Genomic DNA, 22,695 nt, shown 5'->3' with positions numbered 1-22,695 from the left:
GTCCTCAGGCCACGACGGCGGCCGCCATGAGCGCCACCGAACCCGCGCCGGCCAGGGCACCCACGCGGTCGGCCGTCCGCGGTCCGGCACCGGCTGCGGCCACGCAGCTCGCGACGACGAAGGCGGCGGCCGCGCTCAGCCCGAGCACCGTGAGGGTGTCGGCGCCGGTCGTGTGGTGCCGCACCGCCGCGGCCGGCTCGCCGGCCGCCGGCCCGGCCATCGCCGCGGTGAGGGTCGCCATCGCGAGCAGGCAGCCCACGTGCAGCACGTGCCCGCGGCAGCCCGCGCCGGCATCCGGCGCGTGCCGCAGTGTCCCGGCCAGCACTACCGCGGCCGCGAGGAGCACCGCGGTCCAGGCCAGGCCGGGCAGCCCGCCGGGGACGAGTGCCAGGTCAGCCATCGCGACGAGCATGAGCAGCCCCGTCGTGAGGGCGACGCGGCCGCCCCGGCCGCGGGCCGGGGTGCACGCGACCGCGAGCACCGCCGGCCCGAGGGCGAGGGCGTGGAGCACCGCCGCGCTCACGCGCCGTGCTGGTGTTGGCACGGCTCGCCGCCGTGCGCCCCGCCGCAGCACCGGTCCGCGGACGCGGCCCCTGCCGCCGGCTCGCAGTGCGCCGAGGCGGACGCGGGCACGTTCAGCGTGGGGTTGCGGTCGAAGAACCCGTAGGGCGCGAGCTTGAAGCTCGCGTAGTCCACGGGCATCACCGGCCAGTCCTCCGGCCGCGGGAAGTGCGTGAGGCCGAAGGTGTGCCAGAGCACGACGTCCTGCCCGTCCAGCGGCCGGTCCTGGGCCTGCCACGCGGGCAGTCCGCCGCCGCCGGCGTGCTGGTTGACGTACGTGCCCGCGGCATACCGCTCGTCGTCGGCGAACTGCGTGACCCACACGTGCTGGGTGGCGAACGCGGCGCGCGACGCGACCGAGGAGTCGTCGGCGGCCAGGAGGGTCGGGGTGTCCTGGGCTTGCAGCACGTACGCCGTCGGGCGCCCGAGACGGTTGGTGCGCTCGGTCGAGCTGATGTGCCAGGTGCGGCCTACTGACCCGTCGGCCCGCCGCGCGGCGTCGGCCTCGGAGGTCAGGCGCGTGCGCCTGGCGGTGAACGCGTTGCCGAACGGGTTGCCCTCGCCCGTCGGTACGCGCACGGCCTCCACCTCGTCGACGGCGTTGGCCGTGCCGTCCACGTCCAGGTCGAGCCGGGCCGAGAACAGGTGCTGGTGGTAAGGAGCGCCCAGGCCGGGGGCGACCTCGGACGCGTACGGGTACGGCTCGCCGTCCGGCCCGGGACCCGGGTAGGCCGAGGAGAACAGGAAGCCGGTCAGCTTGGCCTCGCACTCGATGGTGCCGTCCAGGTACAGGTACCAGTAGAAGCCGTAGTCGTAGTTGCCCACGGTGGTGAAGAACGAGATGACCATGCGGCGCTGGCGCCGCGTCTCGTTGATCCCGGTGAAGATGTCGGAGTGCTTCCACAGCACCCCGTAGTCCTCCTCGTGCAGGCAGATGCCGTTCTCGACGACCCGGGGCCGGCCCTGCTCGTCGGCGAGGACGGCGTCGAGGTAGCGGATCTCGCCCAGGCAGTCGCAGCCGAGCTCCAGCGAGTTCACGTACCGGCCGAACAGGTACTCGCCGGTGTCGAAGTAGTTCTGCCAGAACCGGGTGGGGGACGGGTCGGCGTAGGGCACGATCATCTCGGAGATCGACGCCCGGTAGGCCACCGAACGCTGCTCGCCCGCGTCGTCGATCGAGATGCGGTGCAGCACCAGACCTTCGCGCGCGTCGAACGAAACCCGCACCTGCCAGCCCTCCCACGTCAGCAGGCCGTCGTCGGACACCTGGAAGGACGGGCCCTCCGGCTGCGTGATCTCGATCGGCTTGAGGGTGGTGCGGGGCGGGCCCGCCAGGTCGGGCCGGGTGTAGTTGCCGTGCTCGGCGGGCACGGGCACGACGGCGTGGTCGATCACGCGCGTGACCTCGCGCGTCGTGAGGTTCACGTACGCGACCAGGCCGTCGACGGGGTGCGCCCACGGGTGGTCGGCCGCGTGGTCCTGGCGGAACCCGAAGACGCGGGCCATCCGCTTGCCGACCTCGTCCTCGTAGCCGAAGACGCCCGCCGACAGCGGCACCGTGACGACCGTGTCGGGGTCCAGGCCGCGCTCGGCCAGGGCGGCCAGCCACTCGGGCGATGCGGCGACGATCTCGGGAACTATCTCGAACTCCTCGTCGAGGATCGCGAGCTGGCCCACCTCGGCGGTGTCGAGCACGTCCTGGGACACGAGGACACCCGCGGTCACGTCCACGACGACGTCGTGCTGGACGCCGGTGGCCAGGTCCAGGAGCTGGACCCGCACCTGCCGGGGCGGCAAGGCTCCAGAGCCGGCCTCCCAAGCCAGGACGGCGGCCTTGGGCGCCTCGAGCAGCCCGACGTAGACGAAGCGCGTGGTCTCCTCCACCAGGCCCGCAGTTCCGACGGCGGCGGCCGCGGCCGTGATCTCGTCGGCGGACAGGGTGGCCAGCGGATGGGTGGTGGTGGAGGTCGGGGCGATGGTGTGCGTGGCAGTCATGGTGTTCTCCTCTCGAAGGCCCGGCGTCAGCCGATGGCCTCGGTGATGCGGGCGTAGGTCTCGGGCCGACGGCGGCGCAGGACTACCGCTTGCACCCATCCGGCGACGGGGCTGAGCACGATGACGGCGAGCAGGACGGCACTGGTCGCGCCGAACCGCTGGTTTCCGGCGGCGTCGACGTCGCCCACCAGGAGCGGGAAGTACGCGACGATCGCGACCGCGGAGCCGACCAGGCCGACGAGGCCGAGCGCCGGCGCGACCACGGTGTTCCAGGCCCGCGCGTCCTGTCGGGTGCGGCGGAACCAGACGATGATCGCCAGGCTCGTGACCGCCATGAGGATCGCGATGGCGAGCGTGGAGACGCCGGCGAACCAGGTGAAGACCTCCAGCACCGGGTCCAGGCCGGCCAGCGCGAACACGGCGACCAGCGCCACGGTGGTGGCCGACTGCAGGAGCGACGACAGGTGCGGGGACAGGTGCCGTGCGTGCACGGCGCCCACGGCGCCGGGCAGCAGGCCGGCGTTCGCCATCGTGTGCTGGTAGCGCGTGATGACGTTGTGGAAGCTGAGCACGCAGGCGAACATGCTGGTGATCAGGAGGACGTTGATGATCACCTCGCCGGCCGTGCCCAGGTATTTCGCGGTCGTCGTCAGGATCATCCCGCCCGGGTCGGCGGCGGCGACGTCGACGGCGTGGTCGGGGCCCCAGGCCATGACGAGGCCCCACGAGGCGAGCGTGTAGAACACGGTGATGCCGATGACGGCGGCGTAGGTGGCGCGCGGGATGGTGCGGGCCGGGTCGCGCGCCTCGTCGCGGAAGATCGCCGTGGCCTCGAAGCCGATGAAGGCGGCGATCGCGAACGTCAGCCCGACGGCCGGGGAGCCGGAGAACACGTTGGCGGGCTCGAACGGCTCCAGGGACAGCCCCTGGTCGCCGCCGGTGAGCACGACGCCGGCGACGACCGCCAGCACGATGCCGATCTCGCCGATCAGCAGGACGCCCAGCACCTTGGACGACAGGTCGATGTGCCGGTAGCCGAGCACTCCCACGAGCGCGGCGACCGCCAGGGCCCACAGCCACCAGGGCAGCTCCGGCAGACCCAGCTGGGCGAACGTGCCCGACAAGATGTATCCGATGTACCCGTACACCGCTGCCTGGATGGTGGTGTAGGTCAGCAGCGCGAGGTAGGCGGCGCCGAGGCCGGCCCGCCGCCCCAGGCCGTAGCCGACGAACGTGAAGAACGCGCCCGGCCGCGGGACCACACGCGTCATAGCCGCCAGACCCACCGAGAACAGCAGCAGGACGACGCCCGAGACGACGTAGAGGGCGGGGAACCCGACGCCGTTGCCGAGCAGGATGCCGAGCGGGGCGGCGCCGCCGACGACGGTCAGCGGCGACGCGGCGGCGACCACCATGAAGACGATCGCGAGCGGGCCGAGCTTCCCGGTGAGTGCGCGCGGGGCGGGGACGGGGCCTGCGTCGGCCGGCGACGAGCCGGTCCGGATCGAAGCGGACATGGAACCTCCAGGGGCGTGACAGACGGCGGGACGGGGGATCGAGCGGGACGTCCACCAGGCTCCGGGGCGGCGATTGCTCCGGGGTCTCGGGCCCGTAAACCTTGGTCGGAGGCGGCCGAGACGCCGCCGGCAGCCGTGTCTCGTTGAGGGTCACACCGCCGAAACACTGCCCGGCCGTCGGCGCAACAGGCCGTTGTTAGGCTCCCGCGCACTCACCCGGAGGAGCCGGACGACGCTGGAGGACGGAGGAAGCGACCATGACCGCAGCCACGTCTCCGGTGCGGGCGAGCCGGCCCGTCGTCGGGACCCGGTCCCCGGTGCACGGCCTCGCCCGGCGCTCGCTGCCGTTCACCGACGTGGTGGCGCAGTCGCTGTCGGCCGTGGCGCCGTCGGCCGCGGCGACGACGATGCCGCTCCTGGTGGCCACGGTGGCCGGCGGGGCGACGGCGCTCGCCCTCGCCGTCGCGCTCGTCCTCGCGGTCGCGGTCGCCGCCTGCGTCAACCAGTTCACCCGGCGGATCGCGGCGACCGGTTCGCTGTACACGTTCGTCGTGCGCGGCCTCGGCGCGCGCGCCGGCGTGATCACGGGGGTCGCCATGCTGCTGGGCTATGGGTTCATCACGATGTTCTCCCTGGCCGGCGGCGGCTCGTACGCGCACATCCTGATCGGCAGGTTCGTCCCGGCCCTGGCGTCGGGAGCGGCCCCCGCGCTCGTCGTCGTGCTCCTCATGGGCGCGGCGGTGTGGTGGGTGCTCCTGCGCGGCATTCGTCGCTCGGCGCGGGTCACGCTCGTCGTCGAGGTCGTCTCCGTGGCGCTCCTCGCCGTCCTCGTGCTCGCGATGCTCATGCACGCCGGGCCTGCGTCCGCCGTCCGAGCCGCGCTCCCCGAACCAGGCACCGGGCCGGCCGACGTGGCGGTCGGCACCGCGATCGCGCTCACCGCGTTCGTGGGCTTCGAGTCCGCGGCCACGCTCGGCGCGGAGGCGCGGCACCCGTTCCGCGCCGTCCCGCGTGCCGTCACCTGGACCGCGCTCGGGTCCGGCCTGCTGTACCTGGGCGCGTCGACGAGCCAGCTCGTGGGGTACTCCGGTCTCGGCCTCGACCTCGCCGGCGCCCGCTCCCCGGCCAACGAACTCGCGGCGGCGTACGGCGTGAGCTGGGCGGGCCCGGTGCTCGACGTCGGCATCACGGCGTCGTTCTTCGCCTGCGCCATCGCCTCGTCGACCGCACTGGTGCGCGTGCTGTTCACCATGGGGCGCGAAGGGCTGGCGCCGCGGTCGCTGGGCGTGGCGCACGCCGTGCACGGCACCCCCGCACGGGCGCTGGCGGTGACGATGCCGGTGGTGACGCTCGTCCCGGTCGCGGCAATGCTGCTCAGCGCGGACCTGTGGTCCGCGATGCAGGCGATCCTCGTCGTGTCCGCCGGCGGCTACATCACCGCCTATGTGCTGGTGTGCGCTGCCGTCCCGACCTTCCTGCGCCGTATCGGCGAGGTGACCTGGCGCCCCGTCGTGCTCGCCGCGGGTACCGCGACGCTGCTGGCCTGCTCGCTCGTCGTCATGCTCGTGGTCCAGAGCGACACGTCCCGCCAGGCGGGGGTGTGGGCATTCCTGGCGCTGCTGGCGGTCGGCGTCGCGGCAGGGCTGGCCCGGCTCGGGCGGCTTCCCCGGCTGAGGGCTCGCCTGGGCGTGCACGACGAGGCCGTCGTCACCGACCTCCTCGGTGGCGGGCGCGCGGACGTCCGGGCGCGATCGCCGCGGTCTCCCGCTGGTTCGGGCCCGTCGGATGGTTCGGGCTCGTCCGGTGGCTCGGCGGTCGCCTGATGAGCCGCCCCATCTTCGGCAGTCCGGAGGCGGCCGCACGGCTGCTCGGGCTTGCGGACGGAAGCGCGGCGGGCAGCGCCGACGACGTCGGAGGCGGCGAGGCCGATCTGCGCGGGCGTCAGCCGCGGGCGGTGCGGCATGCCCTGCAGGTACTCGAGTGCGTGGCGGCGTCCGGGGCCGGCGTGACCGGGCAGGAGATCTCCGCCGCCCTCGGCCTGTCCCGCGCGACGACGTATCGCCTGGTGCAGGTGCTGACCGAGGACGAGTACCTCGTCCGGCTGCCGGACCTGCGCGGGTTCGCGCTCGGCCGTCGCGTGGCCGCGCTGTTCCCGCCACCGGCGCCGCGGCCGCCGCTCGCGGCGCGGCTGGTGCTGGACCGGCTGCGCGCCGGGCTGCGCGGAGGGATCCATCTCATCCGGCTCGACGGCGTGGTCCGCGCGGTGGTCGACGAGGACCCCGACTTCCCGCTCGTTCCCGAACCAGGGGTGCGCGAGGTCGTCGACGGCGTCTGTGGCGAGCTGGCCACCGGAGCGAGGTCGGCCGCTCGTGGGGCCGACAGATGGGCCGCCTTCGGCACCACGATCCTCGACGAGCTCGGCCGGCCGGTCGCCGGTCTGGTTCTCGTCGCGATCGAGGACAGGATGCCCGGCGCAGCCGAGGTCGATGGCCGGCTCGCGCCCGCCGCGGTCGAGCTGGGTCCGTTGCTGGCCTGATTAACCGCCGGGCGCGGCGCCCGCCGGATCACTCCCGCAGCCGCGCCGCGAGGCCTCGTTCGCCGGTGCGCATCACGCGGGTGTGCGCCCAGGCGAGCGGTCCGGGGGCGAGCCGGGACGTGGCGCGGAACCAGGCCGGGACGGGGGAGACCTGCCAGACGAGGAGGACCTCGGTCGAGCTGCCGCCCGTCGAGCTCTCGCTGGTCGAGCGTTCGCTGGTCGAGCCCGTCGAGACCCCCGACACCGTCACCTGCGCCAGTCCCGCCAGGTCACCCGAGACGTCCAGCCGCGCCCGGCCCGGCTCCCCGTCGGACGGCGCCGCCGCCTGCGTCAGATCCAGCCGGAACCGCAGGGCGTACCCGAGCGGGCTGCGCACCCGCAGCCGGGCCCACGCCCCGGGCGCGGCCAGCCCGTCCGGCCCGACGACGGGACGGGTGGAGTCCGCGGTCAGCCCGGGCCACCAGTCGGGCCAGGTGAACCGGGAATCGGCGAGCACCGACCAGACCCGCGCCGCGGGGGCTGCCGGGCGCCAGACCGACTCGAGCACGAACATGCAGGCCATCGTGCCGTCCCGGCCGCCGAGCCGACGGCAGCCGCGCCGAGCCGTGGCGGTGTCGAGGGGCGTCGGGCGGACGAACCGGGCGTCCGGCGGCCGGCAGGCGGCGTCGGGCAGACGGAGCAGGTGAGCACAGCGGGCGCATGAAAGGGTGGAGGGGATGAATCGCACCGAACCGCCCCGCTGGCTGCGCTGGACCCTCGCCGGCGTCGCCGCGGCCCTCGCGTGCCTGACGTACGGCGTCACGACCGCGAAGGCGGACCTCAGCCTCGGCCCGCACGAGGCCACGTACGCGGTCACGGCCGACGACCGGCTGGTCGCCGACCTCGGCCCGCTCGGCACCGTCGTCACCGACTCCCCGCTACCGCTCACCCTCGGTGTGCGGATCACCGTGCACGAGATCCCCGCCGACCTCTCGGCCGTGGACACGGCCAGCTTCGACGCGCTCGCCGGTGACCTCGACGGATACCTCCAGTTCTTCGACAGCCCGCAGCAGACCGTGCAGACCGTCGTGTGGGCGCTCGTCTGGGACGCCGTCCGCGGTACGGGTGCCGCGGCGCTGCTCGTCGTGGCGGCAGGCTTCGGCGTGCGGGCCCTGCTCGGTCCGGCCCGACGGCGGGACCTCGCCCGGGCGCTCGCCGCCCGCACCTGGGAGATCACCGGCGCCGTGCTCGTCGTCGTGCTGGTGGCCGGGACCGCCACCGCGAGCGCCGGCCCGGAGGAGCGGGCGTCGCTGCCCGCGTCGCCGGTCTTCGAGGGGACGGCCCTGGAGGGGGCTCGGATCACGGGCCGGCTGGCGGGGGTGATCGACACGTACAGCGGCCAGCTGGTGGAGACGTATCAGGCGAACGAGGTGTTCTACGCGGGGGCGCGGGAGGAGCTGCTGGCCGCGTGGGACGCGCGGGTCGCCGAGCAGGAGGCGGCTGAGGGTGCGGCGGGTGTGCCGGGGTCGGAGAGCCCGGACGACACCGGCTATGTGACGCTCCTGCTGGTCTCGGACCTGCACTGCAACACGGGTATGACGCCGCTGATTCGTGATCTCGCCGACCGCCTGGGACCGGACGTGATGCTCAACGCGGGCGACACGACGATCAACGGCACCAGCGTGGAGTCGGTCTGCGTGGACTCGTTCGCCTCGGCGGTGCCGGACGGCGTCCCGTTCGTCGTGGCGGACGGCAACCATGACTCGCGGCTGACGACGGCCACGGAGCTCGCCAACCGCCAGATCGTGCTGGACGGCGACGTGGTGGAGGTGGAGGGCGTGCGGATCCTGGGTGACCGGGACCCGTTGGAGACGCGGATCGGCGGCGGCACGGTGATCGCGCGAGAGGAGACACCTGAGGAGGCCGGGGAGCGGCTGCGGGACGTGGCATGCGATGCGGCGGGGGAGGTCGGGCTCGGGGGGTTCACGGCCGAGGACCGGGTGGACCTGCTGTTGATCCACCAGCCCGCCGTCGGTGACGCCGCGCTGGAGTCGGGCTGTGTGCCGTTCCAGATCTCGGGGCACATGCACAAGCGGATCGGCCCGGACGTCGTGGGGTACGGCGTGCGGTACGTGAACGCGAGCACGGGTGGTGCGACGAAGGGCGCCACGTCGGTGGGGCCGCTGCGCGACTCGTCCGAGATGACGGTGCTGCGGTTCGACCCGGAGAGCCGGCGGTTCGTGGACTGGCAGCTGGTCGAGGTCACGCCGGAGGGGGAGGCGATGGTGAGCGAGCGGCAGCCGGTGCCTCCGGCGGTCCCGCTGCCCGACGAGGTTCCCGACGGTGTGCTGTCCGGTATCGGGCCGTCCCCGTCGTCGTCGCCCCAGGGGAACTAGGCTCGGGGCGTGGAGATCGCAACCGACCCGGCCGAGCTGACGCCCGTCGCCCAGGACTACCTGAAGGCGGTGTGGTCGGCCCAGGAGTGGTCGGACGAGAAGGTGACGACCAAGCATCTGGCCGACCGGCTGGGTGTGGGCGCCTCCACGGTGTCGGAGACGGTGCGCCGCCTGTCCGGCCAGGGCCTGCTGGAGCACGAGCGGTACGGGGCGATCCGGCTGACCGACGACGGCCGGCGTCTGGCGCTGGTGATGGTGCGTCGCCACCGGTTGCTGGAGACGTTCCTCGTTGACCAGCTCGGGTACGGCTGGGACGAGGTGCACGACGAGGCGGAGGTGCTGGAGCACGCGGTCTCGGACGTGTTCGTGGAGCGGATGGCGGAGCGCCTGGGCAACCCGTCGCGTGACCCGCACGGCGACCCGATCCCGAGCGCTGACGGCACGGTGGTGCGGCCGTCCGCCGTGCCGCTGTCGTCGATGCACGCCGGTGATGCCGGCACGGTGGTCCGGATCTCCGACGCGGATCCCGAGGCGTTGCGCTACCTCGCTGAGCTCGGCCTGGACCTGGACATGCGGGTAGAGGTCACGACGCGGCGCGAGTTCGCCGGCACGGTCGCGGTGTCCTGGACGTGTCCGACGCCGGGGCAGGGCGGGGACGGCGCCGCGTCGCCCGGCGGGGACGAGCGGGTGGCCGATCTCGGTCTGTTGGCGGCCTCCCGCGTCTGGGTGTCTCAGGAGTAGTCTCTCCTCGTTCCCCCAGCTCGTCGCCGGTGTCGCCGACGGTCCTCCCCGAATCGATACGACACCCTGGAGATCCCCATGGCGACCAGCTCTCCGCAGAGTGCCCCGGACCAGGCCTCGGCTGCCGCGTCGATGCGCCGCGCGGCGCCCGCGCTGGTCGCGCTGGCCGTCGGCGGCTTCACGATCGGCACCACCGAGTTCGCGGCGATGGGCCTGCTGCCCGACATCGGCGCCGACCTCGGGGCGACCGACCCGCAGGTGGGGCACACCATCACGGCGTACGCGCTCGGCGTCGTCGTCGGGGCGCCGCTGCTGACCGTGGCGGCGGCGCGGATGTCGCGCAAGCGCCTGCTGCTCGTGCTGATGGGCGCGTACACGCTCGCGAACGTGCTGTCCGCCGCGGCGCCCGACATCGGCTGGCTGGTGGTCGGCCGGTTCTTCGCGGGCCTGCCGCACGGCGCGTTCTTCGGCGTCGGCGCGGCGGTGGGGGCGGCCGTCGTGGGGCCGGCCCAGCGCGGGCGGGCGGTCGCGACCATGATGACGGGCCTGACCATCGCGAACGTCGTGGGCGTCCCGCTGTCCACGTGGGTGGGGCAGGTCTTCGGGTGGCGCACGTCGTACGTGCTGATCGGAGCGCTCGGGCTGCTGACGCTGCTGGGGTTGTGGCGGCTCGTCGCGGCGGGTGCGGGCGGCGCCGGCCGCTCGGTGCGGACCGAGCTGGCGACCCTGCGGAACGCGCCGCTGTGGTTCGCCTTCGTGGCGGGCGCCATCGGTTTCGGCGGCATGTTCGCCGTCTACACCTACGTGGCACCCACGATGACCGGGGTGACCGGCCTGCCCGGCGGGGCCGTGCCCTGGGTGCTGGCCCTGTTCGGCGTCGGGATGACGGTGGGCACGCAGATCGGCGGCCGGCTCGCCGACCGCGGCGTGCTGCGCGCCGTGATCATCGGGTTCGTGGCGACCGCGGTCTCGCTGGTGCTGTTCGCCCTGACTGGCGCCTGGGTCGTGCCCGCGCTGGCCGCCCTGTTCCTGCTCGGCGTCACGTCGCAGATCCTGGGCCTCGCGTTCCAGACCCGGCTCATGGACCTGGCGCCGGGCGCGGCCTCGCTCGGCGCGGCGCTGTGCCATGCCGGGCTCAACGTGGCCAACGGGGCCGGGGCGTTCCTGGGCGGCGTCGTCATCGACGCCGGCTGGGGCTACCTCGCGCCGGCCTGGGCCGGCGTGGTGGTCACCGTGCTCGGGCTCGGCATGATCCTGGCGTTCGGGCGGCAGAGGGTTGTGCACCAGTCGGCGGAGACAGTTCTGTGACCCGGAATTCAGCAATGTCCCAGCCTGCGCCGGTAACGTTGGTCAAGTGACTGAGACTGGGGCGACCACGACGTCGTCGGACAGCGCGATCAGCGACCCGAACGACGCCGCAGCACCGGACCGCACGCCGTTCGGCGCGCGGACCATGGGGCTGCTCCTGGTGGCGCTCGGCGGCATCGGGTTCATCGCCTCGTTCGCCCTCGCCTGGGAGAAGTACCTGGCGTTCGTCGAGCCCGAGCGGACGGCGTCCTGCAGCATCAACCTGTTCGTGACCTGCAGTGCCGCCATGGACTCGTGGCAGGGCGCGCTGCTCGGCTTCCCGAACCCGTACATCGGCGTCGCGGCGTTCCCCGTCGTCATCACCACGGGAGTGATGCTGCTGCTCGGTACCCGCCTGCCGCGCTGGTACTGGATGTCGCTGCTGGTCGGGACCGTGCTGGGCCAGGCGCTCATCTTCTTCCTGATGTTCACCAGCTTCCACGTGATCGTGGCGCTGTGCCCCTACTGCATGGTCGTCTGGACCATCATGTGGCCGCTGCTCTGGTACCAGATCGTGCGGGGCGTGCGGTCGGGTGACCTGCGGGTGGGCGAGGGCCTGCGCGACGCGGTCGTGGGGAACCACGCCATCATCCTGGTCATCGGCTACGTCGCGGCCGTGGCCTGGCTGATGCTCTCTGTGGGTTCGGACCTGGTGGCTTCGTTCTGACGCGTATGCCAATGAGGCTCGACGCGACGGAACGTGCTGACCCCTATGAACCACGTTGTAAACTTCTCAGCGAGCCGCACCATTGAGGTGGCTGCGGCAGTGAGCCTCGGGAGATCCTGCCGGACGACAGGGCCCGGGGCTCGCATCATGTCTGCGGCCGGCGAGCAGCCGAGGTCAACCAGCGCCTGGATGTAGGTCTCGAAGCACTTACGTCGCTTGAGTTCATCCTTCTCCCCTGGACCACTGAGCCGTACAACGACGATCGATTCGACCGGCAATGTGCCGATTGTGTCTATCACTGCATCGTGACGCTTCTCCGTGTCGTTCCGCCGATGACCCTTCTTCTCCGTGGACAGCAGCAACGTGCGCATGGCATCGCGAAGTTCCAGGACGGCCTCTGGCTCGGCGATGACGCCGCTCATCAGGTAGGCGTCGGGGCGTAGTGCTCCTCGTCTCGGTGTTGACGACCAACGCCTTAGACGCATAGAGATAGAGGTGCTTCGCGAGAGGGGATATCCATAGATGCGAGGTCGCGCGTTTCGTTGACGACTCGCGACGACCGTGGTCACACTCCGAACATGGCGCGCCGTGACCGTCCCGCCGACGAATACTTTGCGCTGCGTAGCTTCCGCAACGACGGATCCGGGGTGGTGACGCCGATCTGGCTGGCGCCGTACGGAGGCCGTCTCTACGGGTACACACCCGAGCGCTCCTGGAAGGTTCGGCGGATGCGGCGGGACCCGCGGGTCGAGGTCGCGCCCTCCGACTTCGACGGCGTGCCCCACGGCGAGTGGCGCCGCGGACGCGCAAGGGTGCTCCCGCCGTCCGAGCTGCGCACCACGAAGCGCGCGATGACCGTCAAGTATGGAAACAGGTTTCGCTTGTTCACGCTCGTCCTGCTGCTCGGCCGGCCCCGGAAGCACGGCGGCCGCGCCGTCGGGATCGAGATTTCCTGGGACGCGCGAGGCCAGCAAGACAGGTAGTCCGCCCAGGGTGTTGCTGTGCGGGGACATCGTCTACGCACAGCAACACTTTGTTCTCGTACTCTCACCCGCGGCGCAGCGGCTGCTCAGCTCAGCGCCGCAGCGACTCGCGTAGCACCCGGCCCTCGCTGCCCGACGGCGGCGCGTAGCCCAGCAGTGCCGAGATCGTCGGCGCGATGTCGATGTGGCGCGGGCGCCAGGGGTGCACGTTCGGCCGGACACCCGCGCCGGTCAGCACCAGCGGCACGCGCAGCTCCGTCGTCGCGCCGTGCCGCCCGACCGGGCCGGCGGGCGTGGCGCCGAACGACCAGCCCGGCTTCGGCTCGACGATCAGGTCGCCGTAGTTCGGGCTCATGTGCATGCGGGCCTGGTCCGACTTGTCGAAGACGTTCCGCACCTGCGGCAGTCCTTCCAGGGCGGCCTTCAGCTGCCCGACGGCGGCCCGGTCGCCCGCCCGCTCACCGACGATCCGTACGTCGGCGACGCCGCCGACGACTATCGCGACGTCGGTCCCGGGAGCCGGTGACTGGCCGCTCGTGAGGACCTGCGGGGTGAAGCCCGCCGCCTCGATCGCGGCGAGCCCTTCGGCCGCGAACCCCTTGTCGAAGGTGGTCATGCCGTGGTCGCCCGTGACGACGAACGCGGTACGTCGGTAGATGCCGGCGTCCTTCGTGGCCTCCACGATGCGCCCGAGCTGCCGGTCGAGCTCCGTCAGGGTGGCGGGGATGCGCGGGTCGATGTCGCCGCCCTCGTGCCCGATCGCGTCGAGCGTGTCGCAGTAGACGGTCATGAGCTCGGGGATGCCGTTCGTGGCCACCATCTGCCCGCCCGAGCTGACGGGCTCACCGCGCAGCACGGCGACGGCGTCGTCGGTGCGGCGGGCGCAGTCGCCACCCGGCTGGGTGTAGAGGCCGTCGGGGTCGCCGAAGGTGACGCCGTAGTTCTGCAGGATGAACCACTGCGACGAGAAGACGGTGCCGCCCTGTTCGCGGACCGACTGCGCGATCGTGGGGACGGCGAGGTCGCGCTGCTGGCCGCGGGCCGTGTTCGTCTCGGTGTTGAACCAGTAGGCGGTGTTGCGGTGCGTCTCGGGCCAGGCGCCGGTCGCGACCGATGACCACGACGGGTTGGTGATCGAGGTCATCGTGCCGGTCGAGGTGGTGACGCTGCCCTGGCGCAGGAGGCGCTGCAGGTTCGGCATGGGCGCTTCCCCGGAGCGGACGAGGTCGAGGTACTCGATGTCGAACCCGTCGAGCGCAAAGAAGACGACGTGGTCGGCGGGGCCGTTGCCGGCGGCGGCGGCCGTGGTGGTGGCAGCGTCGGCGTCGGATGAGGAGCCGGACTCGTCGGTGGGCAGTGCGGAGACGGCGGTCGGGGCCACCCACACGATCGTGGCGGCGATGCTGGCGGCGAGGACCTTTCGCAACAAAGGCATCATGCGGGCAATTCGAGCACCCGCGCAGAGAACTTCGGGGGAGGTGCGGGCGAATGTCGGATGAACCTTCACCCTGTGGACGACCGAGGGCCGAGCACCCGGTCGGTCGGTAGACTCGGGCGGGTGACCATGCCCGACGCACCCGAGCGCACCACGTCTTCGGACGAGCCCCGTTTCCGCTACACCCCGACCCTCGCGCAGCAGATCGAGCTGCGCTGGCAGGACGTCTGGGAGGAGCGCGGAACCTTCCATGCGGCGAACCCGCAGGGGCGACTTACGGGGCCGGGCGGGAGCCCGGCGCAGGGCGACCCTTACTTCATCATGGACATGTTCCCGTATCCCTCCGGTGCGGGGCTGCACGTCGGCCACCCGCTGGGCTACATCGCCACGGACGTGACCGGGCGCTTCCGCCGCATGCGCGGCGACAACGTGCTGCACGCGCTCGGCTACGACGCGTTCGGCCTGCCCGCCGAGCAGTACGCGGTCCAGACCGGGCAACACCCGCGCACCACCACCGAGGCCAACATCGTCAACATGCGGCGCCAGCTGCGCCGCCTCGGCCTGGCCCACGACTCGCGCCGCACCTTCGCGACGATCGACCCGGAGTACATCCGCTGGACGCAGTGGATCTTCCTGCAGATCTTCGAGTCCTGGTACGACGCCGACGCCGAGCGTCCCGGGCCCTCGACGGGTTCGGGCCGGGGCCGCGCGCGCCCCATCGCCGAGCTGCGCGAGGAGCTGGCCGCGGGCACGCGACCTGTTCCTGGGCACGACGGCGACAACACCGGCGGTGCCGTCTGGTCCCGCCTGAACGAGTTCGAGCGGCGCGACGTCATCGACGCGCAGCGCCTCGCCTACGTGGACTCCTCCCCGGTGAACTGGTGCCCGGGCCTGGGCACCGTGCTCGCGAACGAGGAGGTCACCTCCGAGGGCAGGTCCGAGCGCGGCAACTTCCCCGTGTTCCAGCGCAGCCTGCGCCAGTGGAAGATGCGCATCACCGCGTACGCCGACCGCCTCACGGACGACCTGGAGCTCATCGACTGGCCGGACAAGGTCAAGGCGATGCAGCGCAACTGGATCGGCCGCTCGGTGGGCGCCAACGTGCGGTTCGACGTCGTCGGGACCGCCGAGGGCGACCCGGCAGGCGCCGGCGGCTCGCTCGAGGTCTTCACCACCCGGCCCGACACGCTGTTCGGTGCCACGTTCATGGTGGTCGCCCCCGAGCACCCGCTGCTCGACGAGGTGCCCGCCAACTGGCCCGACGGCACGCGTTCCGCGTGGACCGGCGGGTACGGCACCCCGATCGAGGCCGTCGCCGCCTACCGCCGCGAGGCGTCCGCGAAGACCGCCGTCGAGCGGCAGGCCGACGCAGGCAAGAAGACCGGCGTGTTCACCGGGCACCTCGCCGTGAACCCGGCCAGCGGCACCCAGGTCCCCGTGTTCACCGCGGACTACGTGCTCATGGGCTATGGCACCGGCGCCATCATGGCCGTGCCGGGCGGCGACGAGCGCGACCACGCGTTCGCCGAGGCCTACGACCTGCCGGTGATCCACACGGTGGAGCCCGTCGGCGGGCTGCCGGAGGGCCACGCGGGAGCGTATTCGGGCGAGGGCGTCGCCGTGCGCTCGGCGAACGACGAGATCTCCCTCGACGGCCTGGGCGTGGCTGAGGCCAAGGCGAAGATCATCGCCTGGCTGGAGAGCAAGAACATCGGTGAGGGCACCACGACCTACCGCCTCAACGACTGGCTGTTCAGCCGCCAGCGCTACTGGGGCGAGCCGTTCCCGGTGGTCTGGGACGAGAACGACCGCCCCCTGGCGATCCCGGACGCGATGCTCCCCGTGGACCTGCCGGAGGTGCCGGACTACGCGCCGCGCACCTTCGACCCGAACGACGCCAACTCCGAGCCCGAGGCACCGCTGGGCCGCAACGACGACTGGGTCTACGTCACGCTCGACCTGGGCGACGGGCCCAAGAAGTACCGCCGCGACACCAACACGATGCCCAACTGGGCTGGGTCGTGCTGGTACTACCTGCGCTACCTCGACCCCACGGAGACCGCGGCCGCCGCGCTCCCGGAGCTCGAGCAGTACTGGCTCGGGCCGCAGCACAACCCGACGTCCGGTCCCGCGGGCGGCGTCGACCTCTACGTGGGCGGCGTCGAGCACGCGGTGCTGCACCTGCTGTACGCGCGGTTCTGGCACAAGGTCCTGTTCGACCTGGGCCACGTGAGCGGTATCGAGCCGTTCGGCAAGCTCTTCAACCAGGGCTACATCCAGGCCTTCGCCTACACCGACTCGCGCGGCCAGTACGTGCCGGCCGAAGAGGTAGAGGGCGACGAGCAGGCCGGCTTCAGCTGGCAGGGCCAGTCCGTCAACCGTGAGTACGGGAAGATGGGCAAGTCGCTGAAGAACGTGGTGACCCCTGACGACATGTACGAGCAGTACGGCGCAGACACGTTCCGTGTCTACGAGATGTCGATGGGCCCGCTGGACCTGTCGCGCCCGTGGGACACGCGCGCCGTCGTCGGCTCGCAGCGGTTCCTGCAGCGGCTCTGGCGCAACGTCGTCTCGGAGGAGACCGGCGAGCTCACGGTGACGGACGACGAGCCGGACACCGCCACCCTGCGGGCCGTGCACCGCACCATCGCCGACGTCCGCGTCGAGATGGAGAACATGCGGCCCAACACGGCGATCGCCAAGCTCATCACGCTGAACAACCACCTCACGGGGCTGTCGTCCGTGCCGCGGTCGGCCGTGGAGCCCTTGGTCCTGATGACAGCGCCCATCGCGCCCCACATCGCTGAGGAGCTGTGGTCCCGGCTCGGGCACGAGGAGTCGCTGGCGCACGCTCCGTTCCCGGCCGCTGATCCCGCGTACCTGGTCCAGGACACCGTGACCTGCGTGGTCCAGGTCCAGGGCAAGGTGCGCGCCCGGTTCGAGGTCGCCCCGGACATCTCCGCGGAGGATCTGGAGGCGGCGGCGCTCAGCGAGCCGAACGTGGTCAAGTTCCTGGACGGCCGCGGCGTCCGCAAGGTGATCGTCCGCGCCCCCAACCTGGTCAACATAGTCCCCGCCTGACCCTCCGTTGAGTGCTGACTTTCGCCCTCCTTCTTGCCGAAGAGGGGCGAAAGTCCAGCACTCAACGAGGGGGTGGGCAGTGCCTGGTCCCTCGCGCGGATAGAGTGGCGCGGTCATGCGCACCCGACGTCGTTCATCCCGCCCGGCACCCCAGGAGGTGCGGGTCGTCACCGACTCCACCGCCTGCCTGCCCGCGGGCAAGGCGGGCGGTCTGGCGGTGGTGCCCCTGCGCGTCCTCGTGGGCGACGACGCCTACGCCGAGGGTGCGGACATCACCCCTGAACGGCTTGCCGAGCTCGTCGCCGAGGGCGAGCGGGTGACGACCTCCCAGCCGCCTCCGGAGGCATTCGCCGCCGTCTACCGCAGACTGGGTGACGAGGGCGCTCGCTCCATCGTGTCGGTGCACCTCTCGGGCGCGCTGTCCGGCACGGTCGGCGCGGCCGGCACCGCCGCTGCGCGGTCGCCCCTGCAGATTCGCGCCGTCGACTCGCGGACCGGTGCGGCGGGCCTCGGCTTCGCCGCACGAGCCGCTGCCGAGTGCGCCGCCGCCGGGGCCGACGCCGCCCACGTCGCCGCGCGGGCGATCGAGGTCGCCGGGACGGCGCACGCCCTGTTCGTGGTCGACACCCTGGAGCACCTGCGCCGCGGCGGACGCCTGTCCGGACCGGCGGCGGCGCTCGGCACGGTCCTGGGCGTCAAGCCGATCCTGCAGCTGTCGGACGGCGCGGTCGAGCTGTCCCAGCGGGTTCGCACCCGCGCCGCCGGGGCCGAACGCCTGCTGGAGCAGGCCGCCGGGTACGTCGCCGAGGCGGAGCGGCCTGTGGTCGCCGTGCATCACTTCGGCGCCCACGACCGGGCCCAGGCACTCGCCGGGCGCCTGCACACCCGTACGCGAGCAGATGTCGAGGTGACGCCGCTCAGCGCCGTGCTCGGAGTGCACGTCGGCCCGGGCACACTCGCCGTCGTCGTCGCGGACCTGGGCGACCACACGCACTGAGCGCGGCAGGCCGCCCGGCGGCTCAGCCGGCGAGGGCCTCGCGCAGCTTCGCCGCGAACTCGACGGGCTTGTCGGCCGGCTGGCCGTACTCGCCGCCGCTGAATCCTCCGTGGCCACCGGGGAAGACGACGGGGTCGGCACTGAGCAGCGCCGCGGCCGCGATGGCCGACCGACCGGCGACGCCCTTGTCCGAGTCCGCGCCGACGCCGATCACGACGCGCAGTGTGCCGGTCCTGATGGTCTCGTAGGCCGGCTCGAACGGGGGAATCGTCAGCATGTTGACGCCGAGCAGCAGGTCGTCGCGGGAGCCGTCGTCCTCGGTCGCCAGGCCGAACATCGCCGGGTCTGGCGCCGGCTGGTTTGCGTAGTCGGCTGTGAGCTCGCCCTCGGCCATGACCAGGGCGATGAACTTCGCCATGGCGGGCCCGGAGCCCTTGGCCTGGTAGGTGTCGTAGATGTCCCGCATCGCGGCGACCATGGCGTCGCGGTCCGGCAGCGCCGTCGGCAGCGGCGGCTCGTGCGCGACGACGGTCCGCAGGTTCCCAGGGTGGGCCGCGGCGAGGTCTAGCGCCACGACGGCGCCGCCGCTGGACGCGAAGAGGTCGACCGGGCCCCCGCCGACGGCCTCGATGATCCGGTGCACGTCGTCACGGTGCGTCGAGATCCCGGGCAGGTCCGTGCTCGACTCCCGCGTGCTGCGCTCGACGCCGCGCGGGTCGTAGGTCACCACGGTCCGGTCGGCGAAGTGGCCCGCGAGGGTCGCGAAGCCCTCCGCGCCCATTGGCAGGCCGATCAGCAACAGCGGCGGCTCGTCGGTAGGGGTCGCGGCCTCGCGCACGTCGTAGGTGAGGACTGCGCCCGGGACGTCGAGCGTAAAGGTCTTCTTGTCGGTCATCGTGTCGCTCCTGTGTCTGTGTCGCGTGGCCCGGTCCGCGGGGTGCCGTACGGGTTGTGGCGCGCTCTGCCAGGTCCGACGCCGACGTCGTGGAGAACTCATCGGTGGCCGTCGGAGCATTTTCACTGGCCGAGCACGCAGACCCTTGCGACGGCCCGGTGCGGGCGCGAGGGTGACCACAGGGGACGTTTTTCGGCGCCCGTGCACAGGCGGGCCGCTGGCGTCGTCGCGGGGCTCCGATACCCGCATAGCGTCCTGAGCCATGCAGCCAGAGACCGCGCGAGAGCGACCAGCCGACCCGTGGCCGTTCAGCCCGGTGCACGGGGCCGGGGACCAAGCCCAGGTAGACGACGCCCGGGATGACGCCGACGAGCTCGTGGCACGGCTCCGTGCCCGGCGATCGACCTCGGGCGTCGCGGCGGCCTACGCGGCGGCGCACGGTCACCCGACCGACCCACGGGCCGAGCAGGGTACGCACCGGTGGGCCCTGACGGGTACGACGGCCGTGGTCGCCGTCGTCGCGGTGCTCCTGCTCGGGCTGGGCGTCGCGGCGTTCTCGCTGGGCGCGGGCGACGGCGCGGAGCCACTGACGTCGGTCGCGGCGGGCGAGGAATCCTCGGGCGAGTCGGCGAGCCCTTTCGCCGAGAGCGCCCCGGGCTCGACACCGCCCGGCGCGGGCCCGGCTCCCAGCACATCGGCCCACGGCGGCCTGTTGGTGCACGTGGTCGGCGCGGTGTCCGAGCCGGGCCTCGTCACCGTGCCCGACGGCGCCCGCGTGGCCGACGCGCTGCAGGCCGCCGGGGGCGCGACCCGCAAGGCCGACCTGACGGCCCTGAACCTGGCCCGCAGCGTCGTCGACGGCGAGCAGCTGTACGTTCCGGAACCCGGCGAGACGGTTCCCGGTGCGGGGGCGCCGGCCGACGGCGGCCAGATCGCTCCGGGCGGCACACCCGAGGCGGGCGGCGCCGTCGACATCAACACGGCGGACGCGGTGGCGCTGGAGGCGCTTCCCGGCGTCGGGCCGTCGATCGCGCAGGCGATCGTCGAGTGGCGCGAGGCCAACGGGCCGTTCGCGAGCGTGGACGAGCTGGAGGATGTGCCGGGCATCGGCCCGGCGACGCTGGACGAGATCCGCGAGAGCGCGCGGGTGGGACCATGACCGACCTACGGATGGTCCCGGCCGCCCTGGCGGTCTGGGCGGCGGCGTGGCTGCTGACCGGTCCCGGCCTCACGTGGAGCGGCTCCGTCACGTGGGTGGCCGCGGCCCTCGTCGTAGGGGCCTGCCTGGATATCGCGGTGAGGGCCCTGATGGGGCGTGCCACCTGGCCTGGTGTCGCGCATGCCGCCCTGGCGGCGGCCTGCGTCCTCGCGGTCACGGCATCCGCGCACGTCCAGCTGTCCGGGCGCGCCCCGCTCACCGACCTCGCGCAGCAGCGGGTGACCGTGACGCTCACCGGCGTAGTCGTCGCCCAGCCGGAGCCGTTCTCCTTCACGCCCGGCGCGGAGCAGTACCGCTGGGTGCTGGCCGCCCGCGGGGTCGACGCCCGAGGCGTCAGCTCGCGCGCACGCGCCCATGTCGGGGTGCTCTCCACGACCGCGCCCCGGTACGGAGCGACCGTCACGGTGTCCGGCACGCTGCGGCCCGCGGACCTCGGTGCGGCCGAGGCGGCCCGGCTGACCGGCGACGGCGCCCGCGAGATCCGCGCTCCGCCGTCAGCCCTACGTGCGCTCGACACCCACCGCACCGCCCTCCTCGACGTGACCGACCCGCTGTCCGCACAGGCGCGCGGGCTGGTACCCGGCGCGGCGATCGGCGACACCTCACGCCTGCCCGACGACCTCGCCGAGGAGATGAAGGTTTCTGGATTGACTCACATCACCGCCGTGTCAGGTGGCCACTTCGCCGTGGTCGTCGCCGTCCTGACCCTGCTCTGCTCCATCGCCCGGCTGCCGAGACCGATCAGGGTGGCCCTCGTGGCCGTAGCGTCCCTCGCCTTCGTGGCGCTGGTCCGGCCCGAGCCCGCCGTGCTCCGCGCAGCAGTGATGGCGGCATTCGCCCTGGCGGGCGTGGCGCTCGGGCGTCCGTCGCAGTCCGTCCCGGCGCTCGCGGCGTCCGTCGTCGGGCTGCTGGTGGTCGACCCGTGGCTGGCGCGCTCGTTCGGCTTCGCGCTGTCCGCGGCGGCGACGGCGGGCCTCGTGCTGCTCGCGGCGCCTCTCGCCGCGCGGCTGGGGCCCTGGACCGGAGACGCGGCGGCGTTCGCGCTCGCGGTACCGCTCGCCGCGCAGGCCGCGTGCGGACCCGTGCTGGTGCTGCTCGACCCGTCGGTGTCCACGGTGTCGGTCCTCGCGAACCTGCTCGCGGCCCCCGCGCTGGTGCCGGCCACTGTCCTGGGACTGGCCGCGACGCTGCTCGCGCCGGGGCTCCCGGTCGTCGCCGGCTTCGTGGCATGGACGGCGAGCGGTGCTACATGGTGGATCGCGACGGTCGCGCACTGGTGTGCCGCGCTCCCCGGCGCAACCGTCCCGTGGCTCGGCGGACCGGTGGGGGCGCTGCTGCTGGCCGTGCTCACCGGGCTGGTCCTGTGGGCGGTCCTGCGCCGTGGTCCCCGCCCGGGCTGGCCCGAGTCGTGGCGGGCGGCGGTGCGCTCGAGCCTGCGCGAGGCCCTCGCGGCCCGACGGCGACGGCTCTCCCGGGGACGGTTCGTCGCGCTCGTGGCGGCGGCCGCGGCGGCAGCGCTGGTGGTCGCGGTAGCGGTGCCGCGCCTCGTCGCCCGCTCGGGGATGCCGGAGGACTGGCAGGTGGCGATGTGCGACGTCGGGCAGGGGGACGCGGTGGCGCTGCGCACGGGACCGGCGTCGGCCGTCGTGGTGGACGTGGGGCCGGACGGGCCGGCGGCCGGCCGCTGCCTCGACCGGCTCGGGGTCACCCAGGTGGACCTGCTCGTGCTGAGCCACTTCCACGCGGACCACGTGGGCGGCCTCGGGCCGGTGCTGGCGGGCCGCGAGGTGGCGGCCGCGCTCGTGTCCCCGGTGCCGGAACCAACAGCGAACGCGGCGGCGACCGGGTCGGCGCTGGCCGCCGCCGGTGTACCGGTGCGGGCCGCGAGCGCCGGGGACCGGGGCACGGCCGGGACTCTCGCCTGGCAGGTGCTGCTGGCGGGTGCGGACGAGGGGGCCAACGACTCGAGCGTCGTGCTGGCGGCCCGGATCGCGGGGCTGTACGTGGTGCTGCTCGGCGACCTGGAGGACGCGGGCCAGGCGGAGCTGGTTCCGCTGGTCGGTCCGGCGGACGTCGTGAAGGTCGCCCATCACGGCTCGGCGGTTCAGTCGCGCGCTCTGGCGGAGCGGCTGCGCCCGGCGGTGGCGCTCGTCTCGTCGGGCCGGGACAACGAGTACGGTCACCCGACGGACGAGGCGCTCGACCTCTACTCGGGCGTCGGTGCCGCGGTCGTCCGGACCGACGAGTGCGGTATGACGGCGCTGGTCGTGCGCAGTGGGGAGGTGTCCCTGGCGGGCTGCTGACCTGGGCGACCGCAGGGTGACGCCACGTCTTGCGAAACGTTGC

General features: G+C 73.0%; 18 protein-coding genes. 11 read left to right on the top strand and 7 right to left on the bottom strand.

Annotated features, from left to right (window positions below; all coding sequences use genetic code 11):
* Positions 1-4: 4 nt before the first annotated feature.
* From EW117_RS05890 to EW117_RS05880, 3 genes are read right to left on the bottom strand one after another with little or no spacing between them, the layout of a single operon-like run.
* Positions 5-544 carry a hypothetical protein gene (locus EW117_RS05890; protein WP_129784653.1) on the bottom strand — a complete coding sequence of 180 codons (540 nt, stop codon included), beginning with the start codon at positions 542-544 and terminating at the stop codon, positions 5-7.
* Positions 520-2,556, bottom strand: coding sequence for a primary-amine oxidase (locus tag EW117_RS05885; protein ID WP_129784651.1), 2,037 nt, complete (start codon positions 2,554-2,556; stop codon positions 520-522). The genes EW117_RS05890 and EW117_RS05885 overlap by 25 nt, the downstream gene beginning before the upstream one ends.
* A 26-nt stretch (positions 2,557-2,582) precedes the next feature.
* Entirely contained in the window at positions 2,583-4,073 is a 1,491-nt protein-coding gene (locus EW117_RS05880; RefSeq protein ID WP_129784649.1) for an APC family permease, read from the bottom strand.
* A 257-nt stretch (positions 4,074-4,330) separates the two neighbouring features.
* Between EW117_RS05880 and EW117_RS05875 the strand changes: the two genes are divergently transcribed.
* Positions 4,331-5,896: an APC family permease gene (locus EW117_RS05875; protein WP_129784647.1), complete on the top strand. Its 1,566-nt coding sequence runs from the start codon at positions 4,331-4,333 to the stop codon at positions 5,894-5,896.
* Complete coding sequence (locus tag EW117_RS05870; protein WP_129784645.1) at positions 5,896-6,609, top strand: helix-turn-helix domain-containing protein; 714 nt, start codon at positions 5,896-5,898, stop codon at positions 6,607-6,609. Before EW117_RS05875 ends, EW117_RS05870 begins: the two co-directional genes overlap by 1 nt.
* 28 nt (positions 6,610-6,637) lie before the next feature.
* Here the strand turns inward: EW117_RS05870 and EW117_RS05865 are convergent, their stop codons facing one another.
* Entirely contained in the window at positions 6,638-7,162 is a 525-nt protein-coding gene (locus EW117_RS05865; RefSeq protein WP_129784643.1) for an SRPBCC family protein, read from the bottom strand.
* A gap of 163 nt (positions 7,163-7,325) precedes the next feature.
* Here EW117_RS05865 and EW117_RS05860 point away from each other — a divergent pair, with 163 nt between their 5' ends.
* The 4 genes from EW117_RS05860 (at position 7,326) to EW117_RS05845 (ending at position 11,739) form a co-directional block, all read left to right on the top strand.
* Entirely contained in the window at positions 7,326-8,984 is a 1,659-nt protein-coding gene (locus EW117_RS05860; RefSeq protein ID WP_129784641.1) for a metallophosphoesterase family protein, read from the top strand.
* Between the two features lie 9 nt (positions 8,985-8,993).
* Entirely contained in the window at positions 8,994-9,725 is a 732-nt protein-coding gene (locus EW117_RS05855) for a metal-dependent transcriptional regulator (RefSeq protein WP_129784639.1), read from the top strand.
* 78 nt (positions 9,726-9,803) lie between these two features.
* Complete coding sequence (locus EW117_RS05850; RefSeq protein ID WP_129784637.1) at positions 9,804-11,033, top strand: MFS transporter; 1,230 nt, start codon at positions 9,804-9,806, stop codon at positions 11,031-11,033.
* Positions 11,034-11,079: 46 nt separating this feature from the next.
* Positions 11,080-11,739: a vitamin K epoxide reductase family protein gene (locus EW117_RS05845; RefSeq protein WP_129784635.1), complete on the top strand. Its 660-nt coding sequence runs from the start codon at positions 11,080-11,082 to the stop codon at positions 11,737-11,739.
* Here the strand turns inward: EW117_RS05845 and EW117_RS05840 are convergent.
* Positions 11,676-12,161, bottom strand: a complete 486-nt coding sequence (locus EW117_RS05840; RefSeq protein ID WP_129784633.1) for a hypothetical protein — start codon at positions 12,159-12,161, stop codon at positions 11,676-11,678. The genes EW117_RS05845 and EW117_RS05840 overlap by 64 nt on opposite strands.
* 156 nt (positions 12,162-12,317) lie before the next feature.
* On the opposite strand from EW117_RS05840, the gene EW117_RS05835 reads away from it, so the two are divergent.
* Positions 12,318-12,722, top strand: a complete 405-nt coding sequence (locus EW117_RS05835) for a PPOX class F420-dependent oxidoreductase (protein WP_129784631.1) — start codon at positions 12,318-12,320, stop codon at positions 12,720-12,722.
* Between the two features lie 91 nt (positions 12,723-12,813).
* On the opposite strand, the gene EW117_RS05830 is transcribed toward EW117_RS05835, so the two are convergent.
* Positions 12,814-14,148 (bottom strand): alkaline phosphatase family protein, encoded by a 1,335-nt coding sequence (locus EW117_RS05830; RefSeq protein ID WP_165362513.1) that lies wholly within the window; start codon positions 14,146-14,148, stop codon positions 12,814-12,816.
* 138 nt (positions 14,149-14,286) lie between these two features.
* Here EW117_RS05830 and leuS point away from each other — a divergent pair, with 138 nt between their 5' ends.
* Both leuS and EW117_RS05820 read left to right on the top strand, forming a co-directional pair.
* Positions 14,287-17,238, top strand: a complete 2,952-nt coding sequence (gene leuS / locus EW117_RS05825) for a leucine--tRNA ligase (protein ID WP_129784925.1) — start codon at positions 14,287-14,289, stop codon at positions 17,236-17,238.
* A gap of 115 nt (positions 17,239-17,353) precedes the next feature.
* Entirely contained in the window at positions 17,354-18,235 is an 882-nt protein-coding gene (locus EW117_RS05820; RefSeq protein ID WP_242504103.1) for a DegV family protein, read from the top strand.
* 22 nt (positions 18,236-18,257) lie between these two features.
* Here EW117_RS05820 and EW117_RS05815 read toward each other — a convergent pair whose 3' ends face one another.
* On the bottom strand, positions 18,258-19,130 hold the full coding sequence (locus EW117_RS05815; RefSeq protein WP_129784627.1) for an alpha/beta fold hydrolase: 873 nt from the start codon (positions 19,128-19,130) through the stop codon (positions 18,258-18,260).
* A 262-nt stretch (positions 19,131-19,392) separates the two neighbouring features.
* Here EW117_RS05815 and EW117_RS30070 point away from each other — a divergent pair, with 262 nt between their 5' ends.
* Together EW117_RS30070 and EW117_RS05805 are read left to right on the top strand one after the other, a co-directional pair.
* On the top strand, positions 19,393-20,289 hold the full coding sequence (locus EW117_RS30070; RefSeq protein WP_165362511.1) for a helix-hairpin-helix domain-containing protein: 897 nt from the start codon (positions 19,393-19,395) through the stop codon (positions 20,287-20,289).
* Complete coding sequence (locus tag EW117_RS05805; RefSeq protein ID WP_129784625.1) at positions 20,286-22,652, top strand: ComEC/Rec2 family competence protein; 2,367 nt, start codon at positions 20,286-20,288, stop codon at positions 22,650-22,652. The genes EW117_RS30070 and EW117_RS05805 overlap by 4 nt, the downstream gene beginning before the upstream one ends.
* Positions 22,653-22,695 lie beyond the last annotated feature (43 nt).

Origin of the sequence: Promicromonospora panici, assembly GCF_900608595.1 — a bacterium.
GTDB classification, from domain to species: Bacteria; Actinomycetota; Actinomycetes; order Actinomycetales; family Cellulomonadaceae; genus Promicromonospora; species Promicromonospora panici.
The sequence above is the reverse complement of the archived record's forward strand: the minus strand, read 5'-3'. Positions and strand labels throughout refer to the sequence as shown.

Excerpts from the sequence above, each read along its gene's own strand:
- EW117_RS05850 (WP_129784637.1), top strand. The coding sequence starts at position 9,804 with ATGGCGACCAGCTCTCCGCAGAGTGCCCCGGACCAGGCCTCGGCTGCC.
- EW117_RS05875 (WP_129784647.1), top strand. The coding sequence starts at position 4,331 with ATGACCGCAGCCACGTCTCCGGTGCGGGCGAGCCGGCCCGTCGTCGGG.
- EW117_RS05865 (WP_129784643.1), bottom strand. The coding sequence starts at position 7,162 with ATGTTCGTGCTCGAGTCGGTCTGGCGCCCGGCAGCCCCCGCGGCGCGG.
- EW117_RS05815 (WP_129784627.1), bottom strand. The coding sequence starts at position 19,130 with ATGACCGACAAGAAGACCTTTACGCTCGACGTCCCGGGCGCAGTCCTC.
- EW117_RS05820 (WP_242504103.1), top strand. The coding sequence starts at position 17,354 with ATGCGCACCCGACGTCGTTCATCCCGCCCGGCACCCCAGGAGGTGCGG.
- EW117_RS05880 (WP_129784649.1), bottom strand. The coding sequence starts at position 4,073 with ATGTCCGCTTCGATCCGGACCGGCTCGTCGCCGGCCGACGCAGGCCCC.
- EW117_RS05885 (WP_129784651.1), bottom strand. The coding sequence starts at position 2,556 with ATGACTGCCACGCACACCATCGCCCCGACCTCCACCACCACCCATCCG.
- EW117_RS05835 (WP_129784631.1), top strand. The coding sequence starts at position 12,318 with ATGGCGCGCCGTGACCGTCCCGCCGACGAATACTTTGCGCTGCGTAGC.
- EW117_RS05870 (WP_129784645.1), top strand. The coding sequence starts at position 5,896 with ATGAGCCGCCCCATCTTCGGCAGTCCGGAGGCGGCCGCACGGCTGCTC.
- leuS (WP_129784925.1), top strand. The coding sequence starts at position 14,287 with ATGCCCGACGCACCCGAGCGCACCACGTCTTCGGACGAGCCCCGTTTC.
- EW117_RS05860 (WP_129784641.1), top strand. The coding sequence starts at position 7,326 with ATGAATCGCACCGAACCGCCCCGCTGGCTGCGCTGGACCCTCGCCGGC.
- EW117_RS05805 (WP_129784625.1), top strand. The coding sequence starts at position 20,286 with ATGACCGACCTACGGATGGTCCCGGCCGCCCTGGCGGTCTGGGCGGCG.
- EW117_RS05840 (WP_129784633.1), bottom strand. The coding sequence starts at position 12,161 with ATGAGCGGCGTCATCGCCGAGCCAGAGGCCGTCCTGGAACTTCGCGAT.
- EW117_RS30070 (WP_165362511.1), top strand. The coding sequence starts at position 19,393 with ATGCAGCCAGAGACCGCGCGAGAGCGACCAGCCGACCCGTGGCCGTTC.